Consider the following 26,945-nt stretch of genomic DNA (forward strand, 5'->3'; position numbering starts at 1 on the left):
ATAGTGTTGAAAAGTTTCTTGAGTAAATGTTTCTTTAGGTAAAGAATTAGGGTCTATTATAATCTCTTTATTGCTCTTTTGGTGTTCCGTTTTTACGTGTACACTTTTGATAGAAAATCCAGAAACTACATTATGTCGTTGTTCTTTACTAATAGAAGGAATATTAGGAATAGGAGAAGCGGTAGTTATAGTAGGCTGTGATGGTTGGACTACTTTTGTAACCTCATTAGAGGGTTGTTCTTGTCTATTAAAAACGTAAGCCGGAATTACGAAGCGTCCATCATTTTTTTTTTATCTCCTTGGTAGGTTATAGAGGCGAGTTGCATTAAAGCTATTTCTACCAATAGTCGCTGGTTCTTGCTGGTGCGATATTTCAGGTCGCAATCGTTTGCAATAGCAATGGCGTCCATTAAGAAAGGAACAGTTGCACGAGCACTTTGCTCGGTATATTTTTTCTGAGTCTCCTCTCCTACTTCCATTAGAGTTATGGTAGTAGGATTTTTACATACCATTAAATCACGGAAATGGCTTGCTAAACCAGCTATAAAGTGATTGCCATCAAACCCTTGTGCTATCGTATCGTTGAATGCTACTAACAACTCTGGAAGTTTATTGTCTAAAATAAGGTCGGTTACTTTAAAATAGACTTCATAGTCGAGTACATTTAGTATTTCGGAAGTAGCTTGTCGAGTAATTTTCTCTCCTGAAAAACTCACTACGCGGTCAAAGATAGAAAGGGCATCACGCATAGCTCCGTCAGCTTTTTGTGCGATGATTTGTAATGCTTCATCTTCGGCTTCTATTCCTTGTTGTTGGGCTATATACTTTAGATATTCTCGAATATCATTAATTGTAATGCGTTTGAAATCAAATATTTGACAACGTGATAAAATGGTAGGGATAATTTTGTGTTTTTCCGTAGTAGCAAGGATGAAGATAGCGTGTTTAGGTGGCTCTTCTAAAGTCTTTAGAAAAGCGTTGAAAGCAGAAGGAGATAACATGTGTACCTCATCAATAATATATACTTTGTATTTGCCTACTTGCGGAGGAATGCGTACTTGTTCAATGAGTTTGCGTATATCGTCTACACTATTATTAGAAGCAGCATCGAGTTCAAAAATATTGAAAGCAAAGTCATTTTCATCTTCCATTCCAGAAGTTTGCTCATTTATTTTTTTAGCTAAAATACGTGCACAAGTAGTTTTTCCTACACCACGTGGTCCTGTGAAAAGAAGTGCCTGTGCCAAGTGATTGTTTTCAATGGCGTTGAGGAGGGTATTGGTAATCGCTTGTTGTCCTACCACATCACGAAATGATTGAGGACGATATTTGCGTGCTGATACTACAAAGTGGTTCATTGTTATTGTTTGTTAGTTTGATAAGTACCAAAGATGAGGTTAGATTCCACTAACTTATTACCATCTTCTTTTAGGAGTACTAAGTTACTAATTGTTATTTGATGATCATAACGCAATAAAGTCCCTGTATTTTCGTTGTAAATAGGACGAGTTGCGATAGTAACTGTTCCTCCTGTAGCTTCGCTATTAAAAGTAATCTGAGGAGAAGCTGGGTATATGGTATTACAAAAATAACTACTGTTTACTGCATCACTAAAGGTGCGGTAATAGAGCTTATAGTTATTGGGTATTGTACCTGTAACTGTTTTTTCTTTATTTTCTAAGACACCTGCAGGAATTGTGAGATAAAGAGCTTGTTTTTGATTATACTTATACAGAAAATCAACAGCGGTATCATTTGCTCTACAAGAAAGAACATCAGAATTTTCAAAAGAGATAGATTCGACCTCCATATCACCATCGTTGCAAGCCATCGCGAAAAGCCCTATTATAAAAGCAAATAAAAGTATTTTTCTATTCATTCAAGTTTAATATTTTGGCAAAGATATAAAAAAATAATATATAAAAGCCTATTATTTAAGAAAAAGGAGCTAACACAACTTCTAACCCGTTGATTTCAGGGGTAATAGGTATTTGACATCCTAACCTACTATTAGGTTTTACGTGAAAAGCTTCAAAAAGCATTGCTCGTTCTTCTTCACCCATTTCAGGTAGTGTAACTTCGTTTTCATTTTGTACATAGCACTGACAAGAAGCACACATTGCCATACCTCCACAAATACCTATTTCGCCATCTTGAGCGATTTCGTAAGCACGCATTACTTCCATTAGGTTCATATTCATATCGGTAGGGGCTTCTATTTCGTATAGAAGCCCCTCGCGATCGGTTATTTTTAGATGTATTTCGTTCATTTATTTAGCAAAGTATTCTATTTTGCGAACACGGGCACAAATTGGTTTATCATTTTCAAACATTAATATTTGAGTCCAATTTCCCATTTTGTCAAAAGTATAACGATACTTATAGTTAAGTTCTTTTGTAATATATGAGGTGAGTAGATTATGTTCATCATATACTTTAGTAGAGGCTACTTCTGTACGGGTTTTTATTACTTGAGTTTCTCCAGATTTATTGAACATATAGTTGGTTTCTATATAAAAATTGGGGTCATCGGTAGCAGTACAAATTGATTGGATAAGACGTCCTGCTTTATTATATTTATAAGTACAGATAGTTTCTTGACTTGAGGCGTTCAGGAATTTAGCTTTAGAAAGTAACCCTTCTTTGTTGTATTCGTTTTCGGTTTTCAAATACACATTTTTGTTTAGTACTTTATCCTCTGTTTCAGACACTTTATTAAGTTGGTTGTACTTGTAAGATTTTTCACGTGTATACTCTGGACGTATTTTCTTTTCTAACACGAGATTTTTTTCTTCATACAATTGTATATCTTTTTCTAAAGCTGAATTACTCGCTACTTTGTTTCTCTCAATACAATTGCCTAAATCATCATATTTGTAGGTAATAGTAATGAGCCATTCATTGGTATTGCCGTCAGTTTCATCTATTTTTACTAATCGGTTTTTCTCGTTGTAAAAGTATTGTCGGTTTACTAAAAGTTCACCATCTCCTAAGGAAAAAGAGGATTGACTTTTGTTTACTCTACCTTTCTTATCGTAGTAAAATCGCATTCCACCAAAAGGTTGATTCTCGGCATTGTAAGTGATTACTTCGAGATTGCGACCTGTATTGTCGAAAATATAGGCAATATTGGTTTTAGAGAATTTATTTTCATCTTTTTCTATATTCCAATCTTCGGCATAAGGAAAAACGCTATAAGTTTTTCCATCGAAAGTTTTAGTACCTTTAGGGTCAGGGTCGAGAAAAAAAGAATAATCTTCTACTTTTTTAATTTTGCCTTTCAATAGTAATGTTTTGCTGCTAATTGTATCAATTTGGGCATTTAGCGAAGCAGAAAATGCTAAAAAAGTGCTTGCTAATAGTACATTTATACTCTTCATTTTATTTAGTTATTAGTATTTACTATAAGATATATTCACTGTTTAAATTGCTTTTACCACAGCTTTTTCGGCTTCTTTTCTACTGCCATCAAAGCCGTCAATTCCTACTACAGTAGTGTACTTTAATACATATTTTTTATTAGGATAAATTCGGTTGTATATACTTTGGCACATTAGGGTTGCTTCGTGAAAACCACAGAGGATGAGTTTAAGTTTTCCTGGGTACGTATTCACATCACCTATGGCATATACCCCCTCTATACAAGTTTGGTAGTCTAAAGCATTATTTACCTTCACAGCGTTTTTTTCGATCTCTACCCCCCAAGTAGCAATAGGTCCTAATTTAGGAGTAAGACCAAAGAGTGGAATAAAAGCATCGGCTATAAGAGTTTCTTTATTACCTCCTTCTTGCTCTAACACTAATGATTCCAAATGCCCATTTCCTTCTAATCCTACTACTTCATAAGGAGTTTTTAAATTGATTTTACCAGCCTCTTTTAACGCTCTTACTTTCTCAACTGAATCTAAAGCTCCTCGAAATTCATTGCGACGGTGTACTAAAGTAACTGAAGCAGTAGCTACTTTTTCAGCTAAATAAATACTCCAATCTAAAGCAGAGTCCCCTCCTCCTGCAATTACGACGTGCTTACCTATATAGTTTTCTGGATTTTTGACAAAATAAGTCACCCCTTTATTTTCATATTGTTCAATATTAGGTAATTCAGGCTTACGAGGTTCAAAAGTACCTAATCCACCAGCTATAGCTACGGCTTTTCCTTTTATTTGGGTACCTTTTTCTGTAGTTACTATGAATGTATCATCATTATTTTTGGTGAGTGTCATTGCAGTTTCTCCAAGAGTAAATTCAGGTTGAAACTGCTTAATTTGCTCCATTAGGTTATCTACTAATTCAGAAGCTCCTACAGTAGGATATCCTGGTATATCAAAAATAGGTTTTTTAGGGTATAATTCAGTAAGTTGTCCGCCTACTTGTGGGAGTGTATCTATCAAGTGGCATTTTAAACGAAGGAGCCCTGCCTCAAATACTGCAAAAAGCCCCGTAGGTCCTGCCCCTATAATAATGATATCTGTTTCTTTCATTTATTGCTATTTTGGGGGCAAAGGTACAAAATAATTAACAATTAGCAAGTAACAATAAACAAATTATGGTTTCAGAAGTTTAAAATCATCTTTGTTTTCAATAGGTGTGTTTTGGTATTCTAAAGTCCAACCTACGGCACGGGTAGCAAAGATAAGGTTAGAAAGCTCAGTAAGCAGTCTGTTTTGGGCATTGCTCTTCAAAGTAGAAGCATCTACCTTGCGCTGTAATTCTGCTTTCACTTTTTTCTGTATTTTTTCTACATCATCAGGGGTAAATGGGTTTACTTGACTCTGACTCACATCGTAATACTTCATTGTAGGGTAAATCTTCACCTCAGCTTCTGGTAACGATTTAATGATAACTTTTTTTTGTTCTTCGTTTACTTCATAGTCGATTTTGTGCAAGTCATAAGCTACTGTTACATCGGCATTTACTACTGTAAGGATTTTCTTATCAAACGATAGCAAATCCATAAAGTACTTTTGAGTATCGGTATACGAGAGCACTTCGGCAAAATGTCCTTCGGTAACTACCAATTTGCTCACATTTGCGATTTGTGTTTGTATTAGGGCTGTATCAGCCTCTAATCGTTCTTGACTTTCTTTTTTATCGCTAAAATATTTTATAAGTAGCAATACAGCGACCGCTACGACTACTCCTAATAAAAATTTCTTCATTTTTTTATACTTTATTTATTACCTACAATACACCCCAAAAAGCACGCCAAAATACCAATTCCTACACTAACTATTACATAAAGAATAGCTTTTAGTAGTTCATTTTGTTGATATAACTGCAGTACCTCCAATGAAAAAGTAGAGAATGTTGTAAAACCTCCCAAAACACCTGTCATCAGCAATAAGGGTAAAAGGCTCTCCCCTACTCTATTCTTAAAATAGCTATACAATACACCTATAAAAAAGCATCCTAATACATTTACTACCAAAATGCCTATCGGGAATGTACAAGTGCGCACTATCTTGTTGAAGGCTATTGAAAGCATATAGCGCAATGTACCTCCTATAAAGCTACCAAGGCCAACTATTAGTATATCTTTTATCATATCAACGCAAAATCAGCACAATCTTCATACGATATGTATAGAATCCACTTCATACTTTCAGATAGAAAGTAATGATTTTCAGGTATATTATCCAATATATCTACTATGACTTTTTCTAAATATTTAAATGAGAATATATAGGTTAAGTTCGATACATTATCTCCTAAATACACCACTTTTTCATCTGGTGCTATCCCCGCCTCCTCCATTGCAATATTCTTTACAAAAGCTACAACGGCTTCATTCTCATCAAAAAACATTCTTTGATACTCATCCAATAGCTCAAAATCTACCCTACTCCCTTTAAAAGGTAAGTTAGCATTCACCTTATCTACATAAATATCAGAGCTTATTATTTGAAAATCTCCATCTTCTATATGCTCTTCTAATATTTTGATAAGCTCCAAATCATAAAAATTCTTTTCCATTTCTAACACCTAACACCAACTGAATATTCTTATACGAGTTCTTCACCAATTCCTTTGCCTCTGCCTCATCTTTCCAACATACTTTCTCTATATCCTCCTCTGTTTGAGGCACTAACTTTTTCTTGTAAGCTGTGGTCATATCATACCAATAGGTTTCTTTCAAAAAATAGTGTCCATCGCGTTTGAATAGGTGGTAAGTAATCGTCCTAAAACGCTGTATTAGGAGCTTTTTTACCCCCGTTTCTTCCTCCACTTCACGCAAGGCACAAGTAGCAATATTTTCACCCTTTTCTTTCTTTCCTTTGGGCAAATCCCACTTGCCGTGTCGCTTGATAAGCAGAACTTTTCCTTCCTCATTATACACCACACCTCCTCCTGCTTTTATAGTGGGTACAAGCTTCTTAAATTTCTTCATAAGTTTCTCTTCCTTAGGATGATAGAGATATATTCTACTTACCTCTTTACGACCTAATTCCTCGATGATTTCATCAAAGGTTACATCTTTTAATGGAAAATATTTGACGTTCTCAATATTTTCTCGTACATTTGTCAAAATAATCGACTTATCGTCTAAAAAAATTTCATACATAAGCTTATGATTTTAGATAACATTATGGCACAACATACTGCCGAATTTTTACTGCAAATTAACGCAATAAAATTGAATTCTGAAAATTATTTTACGTGGGCAAGCGGTTGGAAATCGCCTATTTATTGCGATAATCGCATAATCCTCTCATTTCCAGAGGTTCGCAATTACGTAGCCAACACTATGGCTACCTACATAAAAAACCATTATTCCACGGCTGAGGTGGTAGCTGGGGTTGCTACAGGGGCTATCGGAATGGGGATGTTGGTAGCCAATGCACTCGAATTGCCCTTTGTCTATGTGCGTCCTGAACCTAAAAAACACGGTCGCCAAAACCAAATAGAGGGATTACTCTCTGCAGGACAGCAAGTAATCGTTATAGAAGACCTCATCAGCACTGGTATGAGTAGTCTCAATGCTGTAAAAGCCCTTCGCGACTTCGGCGCTGAAGTTTTAGGTATGGTGGCTATCTTCTCATATAATTTTGAAGTAGCCAATGCCAATTTTGCTACCGAAAAGCTCTCACTCCATACCCTCAGCGACTACGACCATTTGCTTATCAAAGCCTTAGCTATAGGCTACATCAGTGAGTATGAACTGGATACTCTCAAAGAATGGCGCAAAAGCCCCGACACATGGCGTAATTAACAAATCGGTAAATTATTAGTCAAAACATTGCGAATCTTTCAATAAATTCTCTAATCGATAAATGGGTAAATCAATAAATTAAATAGCTTGATAATCAGTGTTTCATTTTACTACCTATCCTTTTTTTTCACTGAAGGAACAATATAGAAAGAACGAAGGAAGAGCGAACACATACCGAACACAAAGCGAAGATAACACGATACAACACTAACAATCAATAGCTTAAATACTTTATCTTATAATTGAAAAATTCGCAATAAAAACTAAAAAATATTAACAATTTTGCAAAATAGATAAATCGACAAATAAATATGATTCAAAAAACAGAAATCCCCGAAAACTGGGCTGTCTATATCGGTAGAGTGGAAGATAAACCCGCTGTGTTTCGTGTCAATTTAGGTATAGGCGAAACCGATTCCCCTATAGAGGGTTATACCCAATGTGTAAGGCTAAACCTTGTCCTTAAAGCACCCGATGAGTATGGTTTTACTACCGATGAGGAAAGAGAACGTCTCTATAACATTGAAGATATTATAATGCCTTCACTAAAAGAGACTGATTTTTTAGCAGGAGTTGTAACTTATCAGGGTAATACAACTTGGTTTTACTACACCCAAGAGGCTCCTCTATTGGCAGTTAATATCGAGAAGGCTTTCACAAATATCACCGATTACGAACCTGAAATACGTATCGTAGATGACCCCAATTGGGAAATATACTCCGACTATCTTTACCCCAATATCTACGAACATCAAAGCATCAAAAACAGTGCAGTACGTCGCCATTGTGAGCAGTCTGGTGACCATACCGATCAAGAGCGCCCTATAGACCACTGGTTGTATTTCAATACTGAAAAGGATATGGCAGAAGCTATCGATAAGGTAAAAGCCTTAGGCTATGAAATACAAGAAAGTCGCAAAATAGAACCCGAAGAAGGCGATGACCCTAACGAAGATTTAGGCTACCAATTGATAATTACCAAAGTAAATACCGTAGAGGCTATCGACCCCGACACTTGGGACTTGATAGATGTAGCTCTTGATACCAACGGCCAGTACGACGGCTGGGAAACCGTTTTAGTAAAATAACAAATTGCCCGTGTGGCTCGCACCAAATTGACAAATTATCCAATGAATTTAGAAACCCAAAAAACAATCGTCCCCAAGAGTGCTAAAGACCTCTTTGCTCTCTTAGAAAAAGTAGAGACCTTTGAACGCTTGATGCCCGACAACATCAGCAAATTTGAAAAACTAAGCGACACTTCTTTTGTGTTTGCCTTAAAAGGAATGCCTGAGATTTATTTAGAAAAGAAAAGTAGTACCCCTTATAGCCAGCTGGTATTAGGGGAAGCAAATGGTAAAATCCCCTTCCTGCTCACTACCAATATTGCTGAAATATCAGATAAAGAAAGTGAAGTGCACCTACTCTTCAAAGGGGATTTTAACCCCATAATGGCAATGATGGTCAAAACGCCCATCAGTAAGTTTATAGAGGTATTAGTAACAAAAATGAAAGACTTATAATGGCAGGCAATAGCTTTGGCACACTTTTTAGGCTCACCTCCTTTGGCGAGTCGCACGGCGAGGCATTAGGAGGCATTATTGATGGCTGTCCCCCTAATATTCTTTTAGATTTTGAAGCCATACAGCACGAGCTCGACCGCCGCCGTCCAGGGCAGTCAGCTATTGTTACTCAGCGAAAAGAGGGCGACAAGGTACGTTTCCTTTCGGGTATTTTAAACGGCAAGACTACAGGCACCCCTATTGGCTTTATTATTGAAAACGAAAATCAACATTCAGCCGATTATGCCCATATAGCCGAGGTATACCGTCCCAGTCACGCCGATTATGTATATCAACAGAAATACGGTATTCGTGATGTTCGTGGAGGCGGACGCTCATCAGCGCGCGAGACCGTAAGCCGTGTAGTAGCAGGAGCTATAGCCAAACAAGTACTCAAAGGAATACAAATCAACGCTTATGTATCGAGTGTAGGCGATCTTTTCCTTACTAAACCCTATACCGACCTCGATTTGGCCATAGCTGAAACCAATGCCGTGCGCTGTCCCGATCCTATCTTAGCAGAACAAATGGAAGCCTATATCAAGGCTATTCGCAAAGAAGGCGACACAGTGGGCGGAGTAGTAAGTTGTGTAGTAAAAGGAGTGCCTATAGGTTGGGGCGAACCTGTGTTCGACAAGCTCCACGCACAGCTCGGAAAGGCGATGCTCTCTATCAATGCTGTAAAAGGCTTTGAATATGGTAGTGGTTTTGCAGGTACTACAATGCGTGGTAGTCAGCACAACGACCTTTTCAATCCCGATGGCTCTACACAAACCAACTATTCAGGCGGTATACAAGGGGGCATCAGCAACGGTATGGATATTTATTTTAGAGTAGCTTTTAAGCCCGTAGCTACCCTTATGCAAGAACAACCTGCCCTCGATAGCAAAGGCAACATAGTAACAATGCAAGGTAAAGGCAGGCACGACCCCTGTGTAGTACCCCGTGCCGTACCTATTGTCGAGGCAATGACCGCAATGGTGCTATTAGATTTTTGTTTGTTAAATAAAAAACACTAAATTATTTTGATAGTTCAATAGAATTTTTATATCTTTGCAGTCTCAAATTGAAAACTAATTATATCTTAATAAAGAAATGGCACATAACATTAAAAAAGGCGTAATTCTTGGAAAAGAAGTACAAGAAGTATTCAAATACGCCAAAGAAAAAGGCTTTGCTCTTCCTGCAGCCAACGTTATCAGTTCTAACTCTATCAATGCTGCTTTAGAAACCGCTGTAGCAGTAAACGCCCCAATGATTATCCAATTCTCTAATGGCGGCGCTCAGTTTATGGCTGGTAAAGGTCTTTCTAACGACAACCAACGTGCTTCAGTTCTTGGAGCTGTAGCTGGAGCAAAACACGTTCACCAACTCGCCGAAGCTTACGGCGCTTCTATCATCTTGCATACTGACCACTGTGCTAAAAAATTACTTCCTTGGTTAGACGGTATGCTCGAAGCTTCTGAAAAACACTTCAAAGAAACAGGAAAACCTCTTTTTAGCTCTCATATGATTGACCTCTCTGAAGAGCCTATCAAAGAAAATATCGAAACTTGCAAACGTTACCTCGAACGTATGAGCAAAATGGATATGACTTTGGAAATCGAACTCGGTATGACTGGTGGTGAAGAAGATGGAGTGGATAACTCTCACGTTGATAGCAACAAACTCTTTACACAACCTGAAGATGTAGCTTTCGCTTATGAAGAACTTTCTAAAGTAAGCTCTCAATTCACTATCGCTGCCGCTTTTGGTAACGTTCACGGAGTGTACAAACCTGGTAACGTAAAATTAACTCCTAAAATCTTAAGAGATTCTCAAGACTACGTTTCTAAAAAATACAACTTAGGTCATAATGCTCTCGACCTCGTATTCCACGGCGGTTCTGGATCTACTCTCGAAGAAATCCGCGAGGCTATTTCTTACGGTGTTATCAAAATGAACATCGATACCGACTTGCAATACGCTTTCACCGAAGGTGTTCGCGACTATATGAAAGCCAAAGCTGCTTACTTGCAAGGTCAAATAGGTAACCCTGAAGGTCCTGAAGCTCCTAACAAAAAATATTACGATCCTCGTGTATGGCTTCGTGAAGGTGAAAAAACTTTCGTTACCCGCTTGAAAAAAGCTTTCGAAGATCTTAACAACGTAAATACTTTATAGTATTCCCTTGATAAACTTTGTCAAAAGGCTACTCAGTATCAGGGTAGATCTTTTGGCAAAGTTTTTGATTTACTAAAAAACAAATACTTTTTAAATAGAATTTTATGAGCAACAACAATTACAATCTAAACAACAATAGTAATAGCAATAATGGCTATAACTTAAATTTCAACAACAACTACAATACTAACTATCAGAACAACAACGTTCCTGAATTAGTATCGTATGCAACTAATATAGAACAAGCTACTTTCTATCGTAAAACCTACTCTCACGTAGCAATAGCACTTTTGGCTTTTATAGTAGTAGAAGCTATTTTGATAAATACAGTGCCTGAAAGTTTAATTTTCTCTATGGTTAGTAGTCCTTTCGTATGGTTATTTATTTTAGGCGGGTTCTGGTTAGGCTCTATGCTTGCTAATAAATGGACTCAAGCACAAGATAAAAGTACCCAATATAGAGGCTTAGGCATTTATGTACTTTTAGAAGCAATCATCTTCTTACCGATGATTTATATAGCAATAGATCTTAGTGATGGCTTAGCTATCATTTCTCAAGCGGGTATCATTACCTTGTCATTATTTGCTGGACTTACCGCTGTAGTGTTTCTCACTCGTGTAGATTTCTCATTCTTGCGTACTGTATTGGTAGTAGGTGGTTTTTTAGCCTTAGGATTAATCGTTGCAGGAGCTTTGTTTAGTTTTGACTTAGGACTTTGGTTTTCAGTAGCAATGATAGCTTTAGCTGCTGGAGGAATTCTATACGAAACCTATAACATCAAAAACGTATATAGCACCGACCAATATGTAGCTGCAGCCTTACAATTGTTCTCATCAGTAATGTTACTATTCTGGTACGTATTGAGAATCTTACTATCAAGAAGAAACTAAGAATTAGCCAATTTGCTAATTAGCTAATTAGCTAATTTGCTAATGAAAAACAACTTATTGAAACTTTGCTGAAGGTCGTCCTTTAGCAAAGTTTTTGTTTTATAAAGTTTGCTAATTTATAAATTATATACTACTTTTGCACCTTATTATTTTGCTTATGAAAATAAAAGAATCTAAATATTACCACCCTGTTAATATCCTACAACTCGATAATGACGACCATATAGAAGTATGTGATAAATATTGCCTCCTTACTTTTTCAAATCCGTTTCGCTCTTTGCTTGATGATTTGATGGCTCACATCTATCTGGGAAGTGATGATTTAGTAATCCAACGTGATAAACTGAAACATTTTGAAAAATGCACAGATTATTACACTATAGACTATGCCTCTAAACAAAATGAACTTTACGAATCCGAAGAATGCTATTATCATCCTGACTTAGAAGTTTTTCTATTGATTGACAAAAATCTTTCTAATGAGTATGACAATCAGATTTTTGAAGATGGACTCTACAGAGTGAGTTGTGTACATTACCAAAATACCAATCCTAAAGCAAAGGAACATCTCAACGCCCTGTTTTCTGAATATATCGAAAAATATGTTTCTAAAGATTCTAAGGTATCTATCTTATTAAAAACCCAAGTGGGGCTCGAAGTGAGAACACATACTATCAAGCCTTATCGCATCGACTTTGAAACGATGTATAATGATGATTTCTTTGAGGTACACAATAGAGTGAAAAACGCCCTTACCAATGAGAATAAAGGAGTCGTACTCTTTCACGGAATTGCAGGATCAGGAAAAACTAATTATATCAAATGGCTTACAAGTCAAATCCCTAATAAGAAATTTATCTTTGTGCCTACCTCAATGATTGGATCTCTTACCGACCCTGCCTTTATCGGTTTGCTAATAGACAATAAAAATTCAGTATTAGTACTCGAAGACTGTGAAAACTACATAGCCGAACGCACTGCTCTCAATAGCAATACCGATGTCGTATCCTCTATCCTAAACATTGCCGATGGTATGCTTTCCGATGTCTTGGAATGTCAATTGATATGTACTTTCAATTCCGATATTTCTAAAATAGACTCTGCCCTATTGCGCAAAGGAAGATTAATAGCCGAATATAAGTTTAAAGAACTAACTGTCGAAAAATGCAATAAGTATTTACAATCTACTGATAGAGACTTCATCGTAGATAAACCTTATTCTTTGGCTGAACTCACCAATATAGATGTAAAAGAACTAAAAGAACAAAACAAACAAACTAAAATAGGTTTTAAATGATACGCATATTACTCACTTTCCTCTTCTTTTCAATAACCTTTGCTCAAGAAACTGGCAGCCGAATGTCGTTGCTCTTTATGGGGGATGTAATGGGGCATATCCCTCAAGTAGAAGGAGCTTACAATGCTGATACTAAGCAATATGACTATATGCCCGTGTTTGACAAAATTAAACACAAATTCGCTCAAGTAGACTTTGCAATTGCCAATCTGGAGGTTACTTTAGCAGGAAAACCTTACAAAGGATACCCTCAATTCTCCTCTCCCGATGCCTTGGCTGCCGCCTGTAGAGATAGCGGGATAGACGTGTTAGTAACTGCTAACAATCACACCTGTGATAGAGGTAAAAAAGGAATCATCCGCACTTTAAATGTGCTCGACTCTCTTAAAATAGCTCATACAGGCACTTTCCGCAACAAAGCTGAGTTTGATAAAAAAAACCTTTTAGTGCTTTCTAAAAATGGTATTTCAGTGGGTATTCTCAACTACACCTATGGCACCAATGGCTTACCCGTCCCCGAACCTACTGTCGTAAACCGTATAGACTTCAACCTGATGAAACAAGACATCGAGAAAGCTAAAAAAGCACAGCTAGACAAACTGATAGTAGTGATTCATTGGGGAATAGAATACCAACAAAAACAAAACAAAAATCAAGAAGAAGTAGCTCAATTCCTTTTTGATAATGGTGTAGATATCATCATAGGTGGGCACCCTCACGTGCTACAACCTATGTACTATTATCCACAAACAGGACTTCATAAGGAACAGCTTGTTGTCTATTCTCTCGGTAATTTTATATCTAACCAACGTAAATCCCCTTCCGATGGAGGCGCTATGGTAGAACTAACTCTCTTTAAGGACGCGCGAGGCACTCACATCGCCGATAAAGGATATTATTTAGTTTGGGTGAATCGTACCCTTAAAACTAATAAAAAATACCTTTTTGAAATATTGCCTTGCAAAGAATATGAAACAGCTTCCTACAAAGAACTCTCCGAGACTGCCAAAGATAGTATGAATATCTTTATAGACAACTCGCGTAAACTATTTAAAAAGAATATTTTTATCAACGAAAAAGAATAATCATCATCAATTATTCACAATTATGAGAAAATTTTTATTTTTAGCATCAGCACTTTGCTTGATAGCTTGTAAAAATCCTGAAGCTCCAAAACCTGTGGGAGCTCTTCCTCCTTCATTTCAATTACCTTGGCACGAAATGGAGTACTACGCTTTTATCCATTTCAATATGAACACTTTCACCGATATGGAATGGGGTACAGGGGGTGAAGATCCTGCCTTGTTTAACCCTACCGATTTAGATGTAAATCAATGGGTGAAAGTAATTAAAGATGCTGGTATGAAAGGGGTTATTATTACCGCTAAACACCACGATGGCTTCTGCTTATGGCCATCAAAATACACAGAGCATTCTGTAAAAAACTCCCCTTGGAAAAACGGTAAAGGCGATGTAATTAGAGAACTTTCCGATGCTTGCAAAAAAGCAGGACTCAAGTTCGGTGTATACCTCTCCCCTTGGGATAGAAACCACGCCGAGTATGGCAGACCCGAATATGTAACCTATTTCCATAACCAACTCCGAGAATTACTCACCAATTATGGCGAAATATTTGAAGTATGGTTCGATGGAGCTAATGGCGGTTCTGGCTATTATGGTGGTGCTAACGAAACCCGCACTATCGATGCTCATACATATTACCAATGGGATAAAACATTCGCTATAGTACGCGAATTACAGCCCAATGCCACTATTTTTGGCGATGAAGGTCCTAATATCCGATGGATAGGCAATGAGTTAGGCTATGGTACACCTACTAATTGGAATCCTTTTACCTCTAACCCTTCCTTACAAGGAAAAGACCACCTACATCACTTAGGCGAAGGCGATGAAAATGGCATCAATTGGATTCCCGCTGAAGCCGATGTGTCTATCCGCCCAGGTTGGTATTACCACACACGTGAAGACCACCAAGTGCGCCCCTTAGAAAAAATGGTTGATATATACTACGCTTCAGTAGGTCGTGGTTACAATTTATTGCTGAATCTCCCTGTTGATAGACGCGGTTTAGTACACGAAAACGACATCAAGAGATTAATGGAACTCAAAAAAGTTATAGAAGCAGATTTTGCACATAACCTCGTAACTGATGCCTCTGTGACGGCTTCTAATATTCGCGAAAATCACAAGTTTTTCAGCACTGAAAAAACTATTGACAACGATAAAAATACCTATTGGGCAACCGATGAAGGCCTAACCAAAGCTTCCATTGATATAAACTTTACCAAACCTACAACCTTCAATCGATTTATGGCTCAAGAATACATCCCATTAGGACAACGCGTAAAAAAATTCAAATTAGAATATCAAAAAGATGGAAAATGGGAAACTATAGATGAACAAACTACTATTGGCTACAAGCGCTTATTGCGTTTCCCTCCTGTAACAACTACTAAAGTACGCTTTACAATATTAGACGCCAAAGCCTCTCCTCTCATTAGCAACATAGGGTTGTATAATGCTCCTGCCCTATTAGTAACACCTCAGTTCAGCCGTGATAAAAACGGACAAGTAACTCTTACCCCAGCCGATGAATCTACCGAAATTTTCTACACTTTAGACGGCAGTAAACCTACCGATAAATCGTTGCGTTACACTACTCCTTTCTCTGTTACTCATCCTACAACTCTCAAGTTTGTAGCCTACGACCAAAGTAAAAAATTGTATAGTGAAGTAGCTTCTTATTCCTTAGATATTCCTAAAACAAAATGGAAAGTACTCTCCACTATCAATGATATTCAAAAAATAGTAGATGAAGACCCTATTTCTTGGTTTATCCAAGAAAAAAGCAAAACTCCTACAGCTGTTACTATTGATTTAGGAGAACTTTTAAACCTAAAAGGATTTATCTATTTACCTTCACAAGACCGTTGGGCAGAAGGAACTATCAGCCATTATATTTTTGAAGTAAGTACTGATAATGTTCATTGGAAGAAAGTAAGCGAAGGAGAGTTTGGTAATATAAAAAATAATCCTATTGAACAACGTATTACATTTGCTGAAGAAAAAGCTCGTTACATCAAACTCACTGCTGTAAAAACAGTCGATGATACCAATAGAGTATCGTATGCCGAAATAGGAATCATTACACAATAAAGTAAAGTTATGTATCTTACAAACGGAAGATTATCACAAAGCCCAAAATGGCTTTATATTATAGTTCCAACCCTGTTCTTTGCTTTTACAGGGTTGAACTTTTTTGTAGCACAGTTTTTAGACACTACTGCACTCATCCAGCAAGAAATTTCTCAAAAAGGAGAATTACAATTCTTATTTGAAAATTTAGTAGTCTTTGCTATTTTCTTAGGATTATTATTGTTATGGGTAAAATACGTTCATCGTCAGCCGTTAGTAGCCCTCATCACCGCCCGACCAAGCTTCAGTTGGAAACGATTTTGGTTTGCTTTTGGATTATGGGGAAGCATAACCATTGCAATGACTTGTATAGACTATTTATTCATCAGTCCCAATGATTATATTTGGAACTTCCAATGGATACCTTTCTTAAAATTACTTGTAATAGTAGTATTGTTTATACCTTTACAAACAAGTTTTGAAGAAATATTCTTTAGAGGCTATTTAATGCAAGGCTTAGGACTTGCAACGCGCAGAGCGTGGTTTCCGTTGCTTTTCACCTCTATTACTTTTGGTTTAATGCATATAGCCAACCCCGAAGTAGAAAAATTAGGCTACAGTTTACTTATTTATTACATCGGTACAGGTCTGTTTTTAGGTATCACAACCCTAATGGATGACGGTTTAGAATTAGCCTTAGGTTTTCACACCGCTAATAACCTTTTTACTGCCCTTTTAGTCACCTCCGATTGGACAGTATTTCAAGTACCTTCTATACTACGCGATATTTCAGAACCAACCTTAGGTTTCAGTATTTGGATGCCTTTAATATTGTGTTTCCCCCTTTTATTGTATATCTATGCTAAGAAATACAGTTGGAAAGAATGGAAAAAGAAACTTTTTAATCCTTAGTAACTCTGTCGATTACATTTTCATTAGAGAGTATAATCAAAAGGTCATCTTTATTGAGTTTAACATTAGGGTCAGGGGTAACATTCATTTTGCCATCAGAATGTTTTACCGCAAGAATATTTATCTCATATTTGTGCCTCAAATTGAGTTCCATCAACGATTTTCCCACGTAACTTTTCGGTACTTTTACTTCGTAAATAAAATAATCTTCAGCAAATTTAAAATATTCTATAATGGTAGGTCTCAAAACCGAATAGGCTACTTTTTCGCCCATTAATTCTTCAGGAAATACTACTTGTGTAGCACCTATTTTGTATAAAACCTTTTCTTGGGTGTGGTTTACAGCTTTGCAAATCACATTCTTCACTCCCATTTCTTTCAACTGTAGTGTGATAAGAATACTTGCCTGAATATTATCACCTACACTTACAAAAGCAGTGTCAAAATCGTCTCGCACCACTTTTTTTAAAGCTATCTCATCTGTAGCATCTAAAATGATTGCTTCTTCAATCATTCCCTCGTTGAGAGCTTGTTTGATTACGCCTTCACGCGAATCTATTGCCAATACCGTGGCTTTGTTTTTATAGAGCGTTTTAGCTACCGATTTGCCAAACTCTCCTAATCCTATAACTAAAAAATTTTTCATAATCTATCCTATTAAAATATTTTCTTTGGGATATTTGTAATTTCCTTCAGCACGTGGTCTTGAAAAGGCAAGCATAATAGTAAGAGGCCCTACCCTACCAATAAACATCGTAAAAATCAATATTAACTTAGAAAAAGTACACAATTCTGGAGTAATTCCCGTTGAAAGCCCACAAGTACTAAATGCCGAAATAAGCTCAAAAGCTATTTTGGTAAATTCTATGTTAGGTTCTAAAGCGGTAAGAACGATAATCATCGTTAGCACATACATCATCGCTATAAAAACAAGAGCTGAAGCTTTGTTAAAAAGTTTCCAAGAAATACGCCTTTTAGAAAATTCAATATAATTCTTGTTAAACAACGCTGTTTTTATCCCTAAAAACAAAATACCAATAGTAGTAGTTTTAACCCCAGAACCTGTTGAATTAGGTGAGGCTCCTATAAACATAAAAGTTACACAAAATAGAATAGTAGCACTACTCAAATGTTCTAACGGAATGGTATCAAAACCTGCTGTACGCAAACTCACCGAATGAAAAAAACTAATAAGCAAACGATTGAAAGTACTCTTACCATATAAAGTGTAATAATTACCGTATTCCAAAGTAAAAAACAGAAAAGTCCCCGCTAAAAGCAATATAATTGTAGTAATAATCGAAAACTGTGAATTGATATCCAACCTCCGACGCTTTTTGCGTAAATATTCATACGATTGAATAATAGTAGTAAAACCTAAACCTCCAAAAATAATGAGTAAAGCAATCACCCCATTCACAAAAATATTATAGGTATAGCCCTCAAAACTATTAGAAAATAACGAAATCCCAGCATTACAAAATGCCGAAACCGAGTGAAATACCGCCATAAACAATGCGTGCGCAAAGGAATAGTCCTGAATAAATGAACAAAACAAAAATAACGCCCCTACAGCCTCAAAAAGTAGAGTTATAAGCACTACACGCTTAGTAATCGCATAAATATCATAAGTCTTGTTGTGGTTGAGCCCTTCAGCAACCAAACGTTTAGTATAAAATCCAATACGTTTAGCTATAAGTAACACCAAAACAGAAGAAATAGTAAGCACTCCCAATCCTCCAAACTGAATGAGCACTAACAAGATAAGTTTTCCCCAAATAGTGAATGTAGCCCCAATATTTATCACCGAAAGCCCTGTAACTGTCACTGCCGAAGTAGCCGTAAAAAATGCCTCTAAAAAAGATAGGTCTTTTTCTGCTATGTGTGCAAAAGGCATCATCAGCAGTAAAGCTCCTAACACTATCAAAGCAAAAAAGGAAAGCATTATTAGCGTATAAGGGGATATTCTTTTTAACATCTGTTACATTTATTTTCAGCAGGCAAAAGTACAAAATAATTTCAAAACACAAGACTAATTTGTTAATCAATAAGTTATTTTTACTAATCTTCTATTCAAGATACCAACTGTAAAATGTTAGTTAACTAAAGTAACCAAGTGTTTTTCAAAAGAAAATAACAACTATCTCTATCCAAAATAAAAATGAATTATTTAGGTATTAAAAATAAAAATACCTTTTTCGCTTGTTTTCTTAAATTATATTATTACCTTTGCAAATTATAACATTTAACACTAAAAAGTAAATAAAAAATGAATAAATCTGTTTATGTCATTGCTGCAAATACCCATAGTGGTAAGTCGGTAGTGAGTTTGGGAGTCTTGCAAATGATTATGCGCAACACTGCCAAGGTAGGTTACTTTAGACCTATTGTAGAAAGTAAATCTAAAAAAGATACTTTCATCGAAACTGTTTTAGAACATTTCAAACTCGATATGAGTTATGATGAAGCCTATGCCTACACACGTCAAGAGGTTATCGGTCTTAAAAACGAAGGTAATATAGGCGAAGTGTATGATACTATCATCAAAAAATACAAAGCCTTAGAAAGTAAGTTTGACTTTGTATTAGTCGATAGCTCAAGTGCCGTAGACGATAGCTATTTCGATGCAAACTTCAACGCTTCAGTAGCTCAAAGTCTCAATATTCCTGCATTGGTTGTTCTTAAAGATAATTTTTCTTCAGAAGATGAACTCACTAACCAAGTACAAGCTACCCTAAACAATTTTATAGAAAAAGATGTTCGCGTACTCAGCGTGTTTGTAAACAAAGCTACTAATGCTACTGCTGCTACTATCAACCGTTTAGAACAGCGCTTCAGCGATACTACTTTTACCATTATTCCGCGCAAAGAAGAACTCTCTCGCCCTACCATTCGCGAGATTGCTAACGCTCTCAATGCCGAATTCCTTTATAAAGGTGATAATATCGACGTTACCACCAAACGCACTGTTGTAGGGGCTATGCTGTTATCTAACTATTTAGCCAAGCTAAACGAAGATACTTTGGCAGTACTCCCTATCGACCGCATCGACCTCATAGCAGGTTCTTTGGTAGCTAACTATTCTAACTTCTCTAACATCAAAGGGGTAGTGCTCTACGGCGACCTACCTCTCAACCCTTCTATGAGTAAGATTTTCGACGGTATCCAAAAGAATATCCCTATAATGGTAGCTAAAACCGATACTTTCGAAACTGCTAATATCATCGGTAATACCCAAGCTCATATCTACCCTGAAAATACTGAAAAAGTAAAAATGCTTCTTCAACTATTTGATGAAAATGTAGATGCCGAAAAACTCAACAACAGTATCGCTTCTTTCAAATCAGAAACTATTACCCCTCGTATGTTCCAATACAATATGGTACAGAAAGCTCGTGCCGGACAAAAACGCATCGTGCTCCCTGAGGGTACTGACGACCGTATTCTTACAGCTGCCTCACAATTAGCCGAAGATGAACTCGTTTACCTCACTATCTTGGGAGAACCCGAAGCCATTAAAACTCGCGCTAAAAACATTTTGGGCTTAAAATGGAACGAAGAACGTATCAATATTATCAATCCCGCCGAGAGTGATAAATATGAGGCGTATGCCGAAAAACTATACGAATTGCGCAAAAGCAAAGGTTTGGAACTTTCGCAAGCTAAAGATCTAATGCTCGATGCATCTTATTTTGGTACAATGATGGTATTCCTCGGTGATGCCGATGGTATGGTATCAGGAGCAGTGAATACTACTGCTCACACTATCCGTCCGTCTTTGCAATTTGTAAAAACTAAACCAGGGGTAAACACCGTTTCCTCTGTATTCTTTATGCTCTTGCACGACCGCGTATTGGTATATGGCGACTGTGCCGTAGTGCCTAACCCTACCGCTGAACAGTTGGCTGATATTGCTATCAGCTCTGCCGACTCTGCTATTGCCTTTGGCATCGAACCTAAAGTAGCCCTCCTCTCCTACTCTTCTGGTAATTCTGGTAGTGGTGCCGATGTTGACAAAGTGCGTGAAGCAACAGCAATTGTAAAAGAACGTCGCCCTGAGCTACTCGTAGAAGGACCTATACAATATGACGCTGCGGTAGACCCTAAAGTAGGAAAACAAAAAATGCCAAATTCACCCGTGGCAGGACAAGCCAATGTGCTTATTTTCCCAGACCTTAACACCGGTAACAACACCTATAAAGCGGTGCAACGTGAAACAGGAGGTTTAGCCATAGGCCCTATGTTACAAGGTTTGAAAAAACCTGTAAACGACCTCAGTCGTGGGGCTCTTATCCCTGATATTTACAACACTGTACTTATCACTGCAATACAATCAGAATTTTAGTATATCCTCCCTACCCCCTCTCTAAAAGAGGGGGAAACTAACGACTAATAACAAAAGACTAAAATGGAAATATTAATCATTAATTCAGGGAGTTCATCTCTCAAATATCAGCTTATCGACTCTAAAACAGGAGAATCAAAAGCAAAAGGAATTGTAGACCGCATCAATATTGACGGTAGCTACGTGAAATATGTAGCTGTGAAAAACGGCAAAGAAGTAGAAGTAAAAAAAGAGCAACCTATCCCTACTCACGAAGTGGGTATGAATTTGGTAGCTGAACTTCTTACAGACCCCGAAGTAGGCGTTATCCACAACCCTAACGAAATCAAAGGGGTAGGACACCGAGTAGTACACGGAGGTGAAAATTTCGTACAACCTACTGTAATTACCGATGAGGTAGTAGCCGAAATCAAACGCCTTATTCCTCTATCTCCTTTGCATAACCCAGGACATTTAGAAGGAATACGCGTAGCACAAAAACTTTTTGACAAAGCTACCCACGTAGCCGTGTTTGACACTGCTTTCCACCAAACAATGCCTGCTAAAGCCTTCCGCTATGCCATTCCTAATGAATACTATGAAAAATACGGATTGCGCGCTTATGGATTCCACGGTACCAGTCATAAATATGTAGACGCTCAAGCTCGTAAATACCTCAACAACCCACATATCAAAAACATTACTATTCACTTGGGAAATGGAGCGAGTATGGCAGCCGTAAACGAAAAAGGACAATGTGTAGATACCTCAATGGGACTTACACCACTCGATGGACTCATTATGGGAACTCGCACTGGGCAGATAGATGCCTCTGTAGTTTTCTTCTTGGGACAAGAATTAGGTATGAACTATGAAGAAGTGAAAACACTCTTTAACAAGAAGAGTGGTATGCTTGGGCTCACAGGACATTCTGATGCTCGTGATGTAGCAGCTCTATATCGTTCAGGTGATGCCAATGCAGCTCTTTGCTATGAGATGTACGGCTACCGCATTCAGAAGTTTATAGGCGCTTATACAGCAGCTCTTAATGGTTTGGATAGCATTGTATTTACCGCAGGTTTGGGCGAAAACGATGCTCTTACCCGTTCATTTGCTTGTAAGCACTTAGATTTCTTTGGTATCAAGCTCGATGAGAAGAAAAACGAAGAGCTCAATCATCCTACTAAACCCGTAGAGATTCAAGCTGCTGATAGCCGCGTAAAGATACTTATCATCCCTACTAATGAAGAATTACAAATAGTAAATGAGATAGTAAATTTGGTTAAATAACAAAAATAACAAATCATTAGACTATACTGAGGCTTACTAAAAAGTCTCAAAATTGCCTTTATGACACTAAACTTTGCCAAAGTTTTACACTTTGGCAAAGTTAATTATACTGATAATCAATTATTATTAGTTATATTATAGAGGGTTAGCAAATCACCCTCGCAAAACAAAACTCTTCGAATAGCCTCTTTTTTCATTAAATGTTTAAGCCATTAAAAAATACTCCTATTTTTCAACGATTCTTATAAAGATTAGCCTTCTAAAGTTGACTTAAGAAATTAATTCACATTTTCTATTCTTCTACACAAAACTTTATAAGTCTTATTACTTTTAGGTATAGTAATACACCACGAAAACTTTCGCGATTACTTAGTATAGTAAAAAAGTAGGTTCCAACAAGAAAAATGTTTAACATATATGCTGTCAGAATAGCTATCAACTATATTCTATTAAGCTTAATGCAATTGAAAAAAGATATTAGTTGTATAAAAATGTAATTATCTTAACACGTAGCTGATTGTTTTATTTGCAATATAAACAAAATATATTCAAGTACATTCGACTAAAAATCAATATAACTTACTAATAATTAGCTGGTTAAAAAGGATTTCTTTTTTTTAACAGAACAGTAGTAGACTTTATTATATCTAAAACCTAATTTTTTGTTAAAATATTTTTTCCATCGTATAATAATATTTCATATCTTTGCAACCGATATATTAAATAACGTCAGTTCAATATAACAAAACACTGATTTACAACTATGAAAATCAATAAATTACTTACATTGAACTCACGTTAAATAACAAAAGGCGATAACCCGAAAAGCCTTTAACGAACTATGTTAATATGCAAATTTTTTAGTAACTTTTTTTTCTAAAAAGGAATTTCTTTTAGTTCGCCTACGGCGAAAGTAGTGACTCATATAGCTGTTTGCATTGGTGCAGATAAAGTAGGAATGTGTCCGTCTATGTAAGCAACTCCTGACTTAATAACTGCAAAAGCTTGCCTAATAAGCTTGTTACAGACCGCTATCTGTGCTAATTTCCAAGGTTTTCCTTCCTCTCTAAGCCTTTCAAAAAGAGCCTTACAAGAGGAATTATACTTAGCTGCTGACCACGATGCTATAAACAACTGACCACGTAAGGTGCTATGTCCATTTCTATTAATATGTCCGTTGTAATTCAACGATTTACCCGACTGTTGGTAGGTAGGACAAATACCTATATAACGAGATAATTGCTTAGGATTTTCAAAGAAAGAAAAACCATTAGTAATAATCACTAAAGTAGTAGCAACTTTTTTGCCTATTCCTTTAATGGAAGTAAGTAGTTGAACTTGTTTTTCAAACTCTTCCTCAGTGATAGAAACAATATCTTTTTCTAGATTATTGATGAGTTTATCTAAGTTATCTATGTTGTTTTTGAGCATATCAATAGCTAAATTATCTTTTTTATTGAGTAACTCTAAAGATTTTAGCTGGTTTTTACTTGCTGTACGCTGTTTTATTAAGTGAGTAAGTACTGTTTGTTTCTGTTTAAGGAGAATAATCTTATCTGAAGGCATTTTATAAACTTTAGGATTCATTTTTTCTCCATATTCTACTAACAAACGAGCATCTTTATTGTCAGTTTTAGCAGTAGATAGTTTCATTTTTGAAAGGAAATTACTTTGCTTAGGGTTAATTAAACTAACCTTTATTTCTTGTTCACAAAGGTGATAAAGTAGATTAACACCATAGTTACCAGTAGCTTCCATCACACAATGATGTTGCTCTTTATCAAGGGTATTTATAAATTTTTCAATACCTTTGTCGTCGTTTTGATAAGTGATAGTTTTACTTTTAGAAGCAGAAGAGAAAGCTACTACAAAGCTATCCTTGCTAATATCAATACCTACATAACTCATAATGAATAAATTAAAAAGATTAAAAATAACTTTGTTTAAATAACATCTGATAATCTATCGTCGTAAACACAGGCTTAAAACCTAACGAACTATCCAGTTTTACAGATGTGAAAGCACGGGGACTGAACGTCAAAGGCAGTTTTTCACTAACAAAGTCTCGGTCTTTCTCCGTGCTTATTTAAATGTAAAATTACAATTTATTTTTCAAGATGCAAACGTACGACAGAGTAGGGAAGTAATTTTAATTTTCAGTTTTTATGGAAGAAAATACAACTTCAACACAAGAGCAAACAGTATCTCAGGCACAGCAACAAGCTCAACAAGTTGCTAAAGAAAACAATCCTCCTACTATCATTATCCAAAATACCCATTCTTCTAATAGTAATGGGATAGGTACAGCTGGTTTTATATTAGCTTTAATAGCTATCTTTTTAGTATGGGTTCCTTTCTTAGGATGGATCGTTTGGATTTTAGGACTTATTCTATCAGGAATAGGCGTTACCAAAACACCTAGAGGATTAGCTATTGCAGGACTTGCTATTTCTCTAATAGGTCTTATTTTCCTTATCCTTTTAGCTACTTTTTTTGTAGCAAGTACTGCTGTTTCTTAACTTATACTCAAACTAAAAATACCTCCAAAATTTGAATTTTGGAGGTATTTTTCATTATTTTCAAATTAAAAAAAATATAAAACTTTATTCAAACCCCGAAAAAATCAAGGATAAGTAATGCTTTTCTATTTTATAATCTTTTGATAATTAATTACTTTTATATTTTTCATATTTCGAAATCAAAAATAAATAAATATTTCTTTGGTAGTAAAAAAAAAAGTAGTACCTTTGCAACCGCAAAAGAGAAAAAGATATAGATTAATGGCGAGGTAGCTCAGGTGGTTAGAGCGTTGGATTCATAACCCAAAGGTCACGGGTTCAAATCCCGTCTTCGCTACAAAATTAAAACCTAATAAAAATACGCTTTAAAGCGTATTTTTTTATGTCTACACTTTATGAACTTATACAAAGCGAGTATAAAACCGAGTATATTTTCGAGTATACAAAATTGAAAGAACTTATGGAGAAGAAGAAATATTCTATCCCCAAAATCTATCCTAAAATTATTTCTGAAAAACGGCTTTCAGCTTTTTCTGAAAGAGAAAAAGAAGAGATTCTGAAAAAGCATAAACGTTGGTATGTGTATTACTATTTCAGAAATGAAGACGGCAAAATGATAAAACAGCCTTCTATCTTCTTTAAGATAAACCAGGAGTACAAGGATTTTGATAGCAGATATATAAAAATCCACTCTTTGCGAAATATCATAGAGAATATTTTGGAGAGTGGCTATACTCCTAATGCTGATCAACCTGAAATTAGCTCTAAGTCCATTGTTCAAAACAATGATTACACAGTAATTTCAGCTCTTGATTTTGCTTTGAATCTAAAGAAAAATAGTGTTTCTAACAGCACTTTTACAGAATATAAATGCAGAATTGGTCAGTTTCAAAAGTTTCTAAAAAGTAATGGATTAGAAAATACTCCTATAGGTAATATTACTAAGAAAGAAATAAATGATTTTCTCAATTCAGTACTATTAAAATCAAGTCCTCGTAACCGAAATAACACTCTTGCGGTACTGAATGCCATTTTTAGTACGTTAGAAGAAAATGAGATTATTCAGTATAATAATGTTGAAAAAATCAAGAAGTTACAAGCTAAACCTGAACGTAACAAAACCTATACTCAAAATCAGCAAGATGATATTTTTACTCTTATTGAAGAGAAAGATAGAGATTTACTACTATTTGTAAAATTTGTTTCTTATAACTTTTTGCGTCCTATTGAAGTTTGCAGATTACAAGTTAAAGATATTGATTTTGATGGTGCTAAACTAAACGTGAGAGCTAAAAATAAGTTAGTAAAAATAAAAATCATACCTGAAATTTTACTCAATGAAATCCAACATTTTAAAGGACTTAGTCCTAATCATTATTTATTTACTCCTACTGGTGTAGGAGATTGTCAAACTGAAGAAATAAATAAACGGGATTATTGGACTAAAAGGTTTAAGAAAGTAAATGATGAGCTAAATTTAGGTAAAGATTATGGACTTTACTCTTTTAGACATACCTTTATCACGAAACTATATCAAGAACTACGCACACAATATTCCCAATATGAAACCTATGATAGATTAATGCTCATTACAGAGCACGCTACTTTTTCAGCATAAGTTA

At 36.1% G+C, this 26,945-nt stretch carries 26 protein-coding genes and 1 tRNA gene; 15 read left to right on the forward strand and 12 right to left on the reverse strand.

The window, feature by feature from the left end; all coding sequences use genetic code 11:
- Positions 1–266 precede the first annotated feature (266 nt).
- The 9 genes from dnaX to CBG49_RS09700 all read right to left on the reverse strand — a co-directional run bounded on the left by dnaX (position 267) and on the right by CBG49_RS09700 (position 6,562).
- Positions 267–1,358, reverse strand: a complete 1,092-nt coding sequence (gene dnaX / locus CBG49_RS09660; RefSeq protein WP_088594334.1) for a DNA polymerase III subunit gamma/tau — start codon at positions 1,356–1,358, stop codon at positions 267–269.
- 2 nt (positions 1,359–1,360) lie between these two features.
- The gene (locus CBG49_RS09665) at positions 1,361–1,879 is read right to left on the reverse strand and encodes a hypothetical protein (RefSeq protein ID WP_088594335.1); all 519 of its coding nucleotides are present in this window, start codon (positions 1,877–1,879) and stop codon (positions 1,361–1,363) included.
- A gap of 55 nt (positions 1,880–1,934) precedes the next feature.
- The gene (locus tag CBG49_RS09670; RefSeq protein WP_088594336.1) at positions 1,935–2,270 is read right to left on the reverse strand and encodes a 2Fe-2S iron-sulfur cluster-binding family protein; all 336 of its coding nucleotides are present in this window, start codon (positions 2,268–2,270) and stop codon (positions 1,935–1,937) included.
- Positions 2,271–3,380, reverse strand: a complete 1,110-nt coding sequence (locus CBG49_RS09675) for an RHS repeat domain-containing protein (RefSeq protein ID WP_009751068.1) — start codon at positions 3,378–3,380, stop codon at positions 2,271–2,273. It abuts the gene before it with no gap.
- A gap of 42 nt (positions 3,381–3,422) precedes the next feature.
- Entirely contained in the window at positions 3,423–4,481 is a 1,059-nt protein-coding gene (locus CBG49_RS09680; RefSeq protein WP_088594337.1) for an NAD(P)/FAD-dependent oxidoreductase, read from the reverse strand.
- Between the two features lie 63 nt (positions 4,482–4,544).
- Positions 4,545–5,159 (reverse strand): DUF4230 domain-containing protein, encoded by a 615-nt coding sequence (locus tag CBG49_RS09685; protein ID WP_088594338.1) that lies wholly within the window; start codon positions 5,157–5,159, stop codon positions 4,545–4,547.
- An 11-nt stretch (positions 5,160–5,170) separates the two neighbouring features.
- Positions 5,171–5,545: a fluoride efflux transporter CrcB gene (gene crcB / locus CBG49_RS09690; protein WP_088594339.1), complete on the reverse strand. Its 375-nt coding sequence runs from the start codon at positions 5,543–5,545 to the stop codon at positions 5,171–5,173.
- Positions 5,542–5,973, reverse strand: coding sequence for a hypothetical protein (locus CBG49_RS09695; protein ID WP_088594340.1), 432 nt, complete (start codon positions 5,971–5,973; stop codon positions 5,542–5,544). The genes crcB and CBG49_RS09695 overlap by 4 nt, the downstream gene beginning before the upstream one ends.
- On the reverse strand, positions 5,954–6,562 hold the full coding sequence (locus CBG49_RS09700) for an NUDIX hydrolase (protein ID WP_088594341.1): 609 nt from the start codon (positions 6,560–6,562) through the stop codon (positions 5,954–5,956). Before CBG49_RS09700 ends, CBG49_RS09695 begins: the two co-directional genes overlap by 20 nt.
- A 6-nt stretch (positions 6,563–6,568) precedes the next feature.
- Between CBG49_RS09700 and pyrE the strand changes: the two genes are divergently transcribed.
- The 10 genes from pyrE (at position 6,569) to CBG49_RS09750 (ending at position 17,190) form a co-directional block, all read left to right on the forward strand.
- Complete coding sequence (gene pyrE, locus CBG49_RS09705; protein ID WP_088594342.1) at positions 6,569–7,210, forward strand: orotate phosphoribosyltransferase; 642 nt, start codon at positions 6,569–6,571, stop codon at positions 7,208–7,210.
- A gap of 314 nt (positions 7,211–7,524) precedes the next feature.
- Positions 7,525–8,298, forward strand: a complete 774-nt coding sequence (locus CBG49_RS09710) for a DUF695 domain-containing protein (RefSeq protein WP_034556002.1) — start codon at positions 7,525–7,527, stop codon at positions 8,296–8,298.
- A gap of 42 nt (positions 8,299–8,340) precedes the next feature.
- Complete coding sequence (locus tag CBG49_RS09715) at positions 8,341–8,733, forward strand: orotate phosphoribosyltransferase (RefSeq protein ID WP_088594343.1); 393 nt, start codon at positions 8,341–8,343, stop codon at positions 8,731–8,733.
- Positions 8,733–9,791, forward strand: a complete 1,059-nt coding sequence (gene aroC, locus CBG49_RS09720) for a chorismate synthase (protein ID WP_088594344.1) — start codon at positions 8,733–8,735, stop codon at positions 9,789–9,791. Before CBG49_RS09715 ends, aroC begins: the two co-directional genes overlap by 1 nt.
- Before the next feature lie 76 nt (positions 9,792–9,867).
- On the forward strand, positions 9,868–10,935 hold the full coding sequence (gene fbaA, locus CBG49_RS09725) for a class II fructose-bisphosphate aldolase (protein ID WP_002678943.1): 1,068 nt from the start codon (positions 9,868–9,870) through the stop codon (positions 10,933–10,935).
- A gap of 104 nt (positions 10,936–11,039) precedes the next feature.
- Positions 11,040–11,825: a Bax inhibitor-1/YccA family protein gene (locus CBG49_RS09730; protein WP_088594345.1), complete on the forward strand. Its 786-nt coding sequence runs from the start codon at positions 11,040–11,042 to the stop codon at positions 11,823–11,825.
- Positions 11,826–11,982: 157 nt separating this feature from the next.
- On the forward strand, positions 11,983–13,122 hold the full coding sequence (locus tag CBG49_RS09735; RefSeq protein WP_088594346.1) for an AAA family ATPase: 1,140 nt from the start codon (positions 11,983–11,985) through the stop codon (positions 13,120–13,122).
- Positions 13,119–14,207, forward strand: coding sequence for a CapA family protein (locus tag CBG49_RS09740; RefSeq protein ID WP_088594347.1), 1,089 nt, complete (start codon positions 13,119–13,121; stop codon positions 14,205–14,207). The genes CBG49_RS09735 and CBG49_RS09740 overlap by 4 nt, the downstream gene beginning before the upstream one ends.
- A 22-nt stretch (positions 14,208–14,229) precedes the next feature.
- Positions 14,230–16,299, forward strand: coding sequence for an alpha-L-fucosidase (locus CBG49_RS09745; protein WP_088594348.1), 2,070 nt, complete (start codon positions 14,230–14,232; stop codon positions 16,297–16,299).
- Positions 16,300–16,308: 9 nt separating this feature from the next.
- Positions 16,309–17,190, forward strand: a complete 882-nt coding sequence (locus tag CBG49_RS09750; RefSeq protein WP_088594349.1) for a CPBP family intramembrane glutamic endopeptidase — start codon at positions 16,309–16,311, stop codon at positions 17,188–17,190.
- On the opposite strand, the gene CBG49_RS09755 is transcribed toward CBG49_RS09750, so the two are convergent.
- Positions 17,180–17,836, reverse strand: a complete 657-nt coding sequence (locus CBG49_RS09755; RefSeq protein WP_009751053.1) for a potassium channel family protein — start codon at positions 17,834–17,836, stop codon at positions 17,180–17,182. The genes CBG49_RS09750 and CBG49_RS09755 overlap by 11 nt on opposite strands.
- A gap of 3 nt (positions 17,837–17,839) precedes the next feature.
- Positions 17,840–19,168: a TrkH family potassium uptake protein gene (locus CBG49_RS09760; RefSeq protein ID WP_034555982.1), complete on the reverse strand. Its 1,329-nt coding sequence runs from the start codon at positions 19,166–19,168 to the stop codon at positions 17,840–17,842.
- 291 nt (positions 19,169–19,459) lie between these two features.
- Between CBG49_RS09760 and pta the strand changes: the two genes are divergently transcribed.
- A complete protein-coding gene (pta, locus tag CBG49_RS09765) occupies positions 19,460–21,535 on the forward strand; it encodes a phosphate acetyltransferase (RefSeq protein WP_088594350.1) in 2,076 nt (691 codons plus the stop codon).
- Positions 21,536–21,598: 63 nt separating this feature from the next.
- A complete protein-coding gene (locus CBG49_RS09770; RefSeq protein WP_088594351.1) occupies positions 21,599–22,804 on the forward strand; it encodes an acetate/propionate family kinase in 1,206 nt (401 codons plus the stop codon).
- 921 nt (positions 22,805–23,725) lie between these two features.
- On the opposite strand, the gene CBG49_RS09775 is transcribed toward CBG49_RS09770, so the two are convergent.
- A complete protein-coding gene (locus tag CBG49_RS09775) occupies positions 23,726–24,712 on the reverse strand; it encodes an IS110 family RNA-guided transposase (RefSeq protein WP_088593441.1) in 987 nt (328 codons plus the stop codon).
- A 257-nt stretch (positions 24,713–24,969) separates the two neighbouring features.
- Between CBG49_RS09775 and CBG49_RS09780 the strand changes: the two genes are divergently transcribed.
- The 3 genes from CBG49_RS09780 (at position 24,970) to CBG49_RS09790 (ending at position 26,941) form a co-directional block, all read left to right on the forward strand.
- Positions 24,970–25,323: a hypothetical protein gene (locus CBG49_RS09780; protein ID WP_009751049.1), complete on the forward strand. Its 354-nt coding sequence runs from the start codon at positions 24,970–24,972 to the stop codon at positions 25,321–25,323.
- A gap of 263 nt (positions 25,324–25,586) precedes the next feature.
- Positions 25,587–25,660: transfer RNA gene (locus CBG49_RS09785), tRNA-Met, on the forward strand.
- A 123-nt stretch (positions 25,661–25,783) separates the two neighbouring features.
- Complete coding sequence (locus CBG49_RS09790; RefSeq protein WP_227002865.1) at positions 25,784–26,941, forward strand: tyrosine-type recombinase/integrase; 1,158 nt, start codon at positions 25,784–25,786, stop codon at positions 26,939–26,941.
- Positions 26,942–26,945: the final 4 nt, after the last annotated feature.

This window comes from Capnocytophaga endodontalis, assembly GCF_002209445.1.
Taxonomy (GTDB): domain Bacteria; phylum Bacteroidota; class Bacteroidia; order Flavobacteriales; family Flavobacteriaceae; genus Capnocytophaga; species Capnocytophaga periodontitidis.

What these genes read in the sequence shown, in the direction of transcription:
- CBG49_RS09740 (WP_088594347.1), top strand. Translation starts at nt 13,119, where the DNA reads ATGATACGCATATTACTCACTTTCCTCTTCTTTTCAATAACCTTTGCT.
- CBG49_RS09755 (WP_009751053.1), bottom strand. Translation starts at nt 17,836, where the DNA reads ATGAAAAATTTTTTAGTTATAGGATTAGGAGAGTTTGGCAAATCGGTA.
- CBG49_RS09695 (WP_088594340.1), bottom strand. Translation starts at nt 5,973, where the DNA reads ATGGAAAAGAATTTTTATGATTTGGAGCTTATCAAAATATTAGAAGAG.
- CBG49_RS09790 (WP_227002865.1), top strand. Translation starts at nt 25,784, where the DNA reads ATGGAGAAGAAGAAATATTCTATCCCCAAAATCTATCCTAAAATTATT.
- CBG49_RS09750 (WP_088594349.1), top strand. Translation starts at nt 16,309, where the DNA reads ATGTATCTTACAAACGGAAGATTATCACAAAGCCCAAAATGGCTTTAT.
- CBG49_RS09770 (WP_088594351.1), top strand. Translation starts at nt 21,599, where the DNA reads ATGGAAATATTAATCATTAATTCAGGGAGTTCATCTCTCAAATATCAG.
- CBG49_RS09730 (WP_088594345.1), top strand. Translation starts at nt 11,040, where the DNA reads ATGAGCAACAACAATTACAATCTAAACAACAATAGTAATAGCAATAAT.
- CBG49_RS09715 (WP_088594343.1), top strand. Translation starts at nt 8,341, where the DNA reads ATGAATTTAGAAACCCAAAAAACAATCGTCCCCAAGAGTGCTAAAGAC.
- pyrE (WP_088594342.1), top strand. Translation starts at nt 6,569, where the DNA reads ATGATTTTAGATAACATTATGGCACAACATACTGCCGAATTTTTACTG.
- CBG49_RS09685 (WP_088594338.1), bottom strand. Translation starts at nt 5,159, where the DNA reads ATGAAGAAATTTTTATTAGGAGTAGTCGTAGCGGTCGCTGTATTGCTA.
- CBG49_RS09665 (WP_088594335.1), bottom strand. Translation starts at nt 1,879, where the DNA reads ATGAATAGAAAAATACTTTTATTTGCTTTTATAATAGGGCTTTTCGCG.
- crcB (WP_088594339.1), bottom strand. Translation starts at nt 5,545, where the DNA reads ATGATAAAAGATATACTAATAGTTGGCCTTGGTAGCTTTATAGGAGGT.
- CBG49_RS09775 (WP_088593441.1), bottom strand. Translation starts at nt 24,712, where the DNA reads ATGAGTTATGTAGGTATTGATATTAGCAAGGATAGCTTTGTAGTAGCT.
- CBG49_RS09675 (WP_009751068.1), bottom strand. Translation starts at nt 3,380, where the DNA reads ATGAAGAGTATAAATGTACTATTAGCAAGCACTTTTTTAGCATTTTCT.
- pta (WP_088594350.1), top strand. Translation starts at nt 19,460, where the DNA reads ATGAATAAATCTGTTTATGTCATTGCTGCAAATACCCATAGTGGTAAG.
- CBG49_RS09780 (WP_009751049.1), top strand. Translation starts at nt 24,970, where the DNA reads ATGGAAGAAAATACAACTTCAACACAAGAGCAAACAGTATCTCAGGCA.
- dnaX (WP_088594334.1), bottom strand. Translation starts at nt 1,358, where the DNA reads ATGAACCACTTTGTAGTATCAGCACGCAAATATCGTCCTCAATCATTT.
- aroC (WP_088594344.1), top strand. Translation starts at nt 8,733, where the DNA reads ATGGCAGGCAATAGCTTTGGCACACTTTTTAGGCTCACCTCCTTTGGC.
- CBG49_RS09735 (WP_088594346.1), top strand. Translation starts at nt 11,983, where the DNA reads ATGAAAATAAAAGAATCTAAATATTACCACCCTGTTAATATCCTACAA.
- CBG49_RS09745 (WP_088594348.1), top strand. Translation starts at nt 14,230, where the DNA reads ATGAGAAAATTTTTATTTTTAGCATCAGCACTTTGCTTGATAGCTTGT.
- CBG49_RS09760 (WP_034555982.1), bottom strand. Translation starts at nt 19,168, where the DNA reads ATGTTAAAAAGAATATCCCCTTATACGCTAATAATGCTTTCCTTTTTT.
- CBG49_RS09700 (WP_088594341.1), bottom strand. Translation starts at nt 6,562, where the DNA reads ATGTATGAAATTTTTTTAGACGATAAGTCGATTATTTTGACAAATGTA.
- CBG49_RS09670 (WP_088594336.1), bottom strand. Translation starts at nt 2,270, where the DNA reads ATGAACGAAATACATCTAAAAATAACCGATCGCGAGGGGCTTCTATAC.
- CBG49_RS09680 (WP_088594337.1), bottom strand. Translation starts at nt 4,481, where the DNA reads ATGAAAGAAACAGATATCATTATTATAGGGGCAGGACCTACGGGGCTT.
- fbaA (WP_002678943.1), top strand. Translation starts at nt 9,868, where the DNA reads ATGGCACATAACATTAAAAAAGGCGTAATTCTTGGAAAAGAAGTACAA.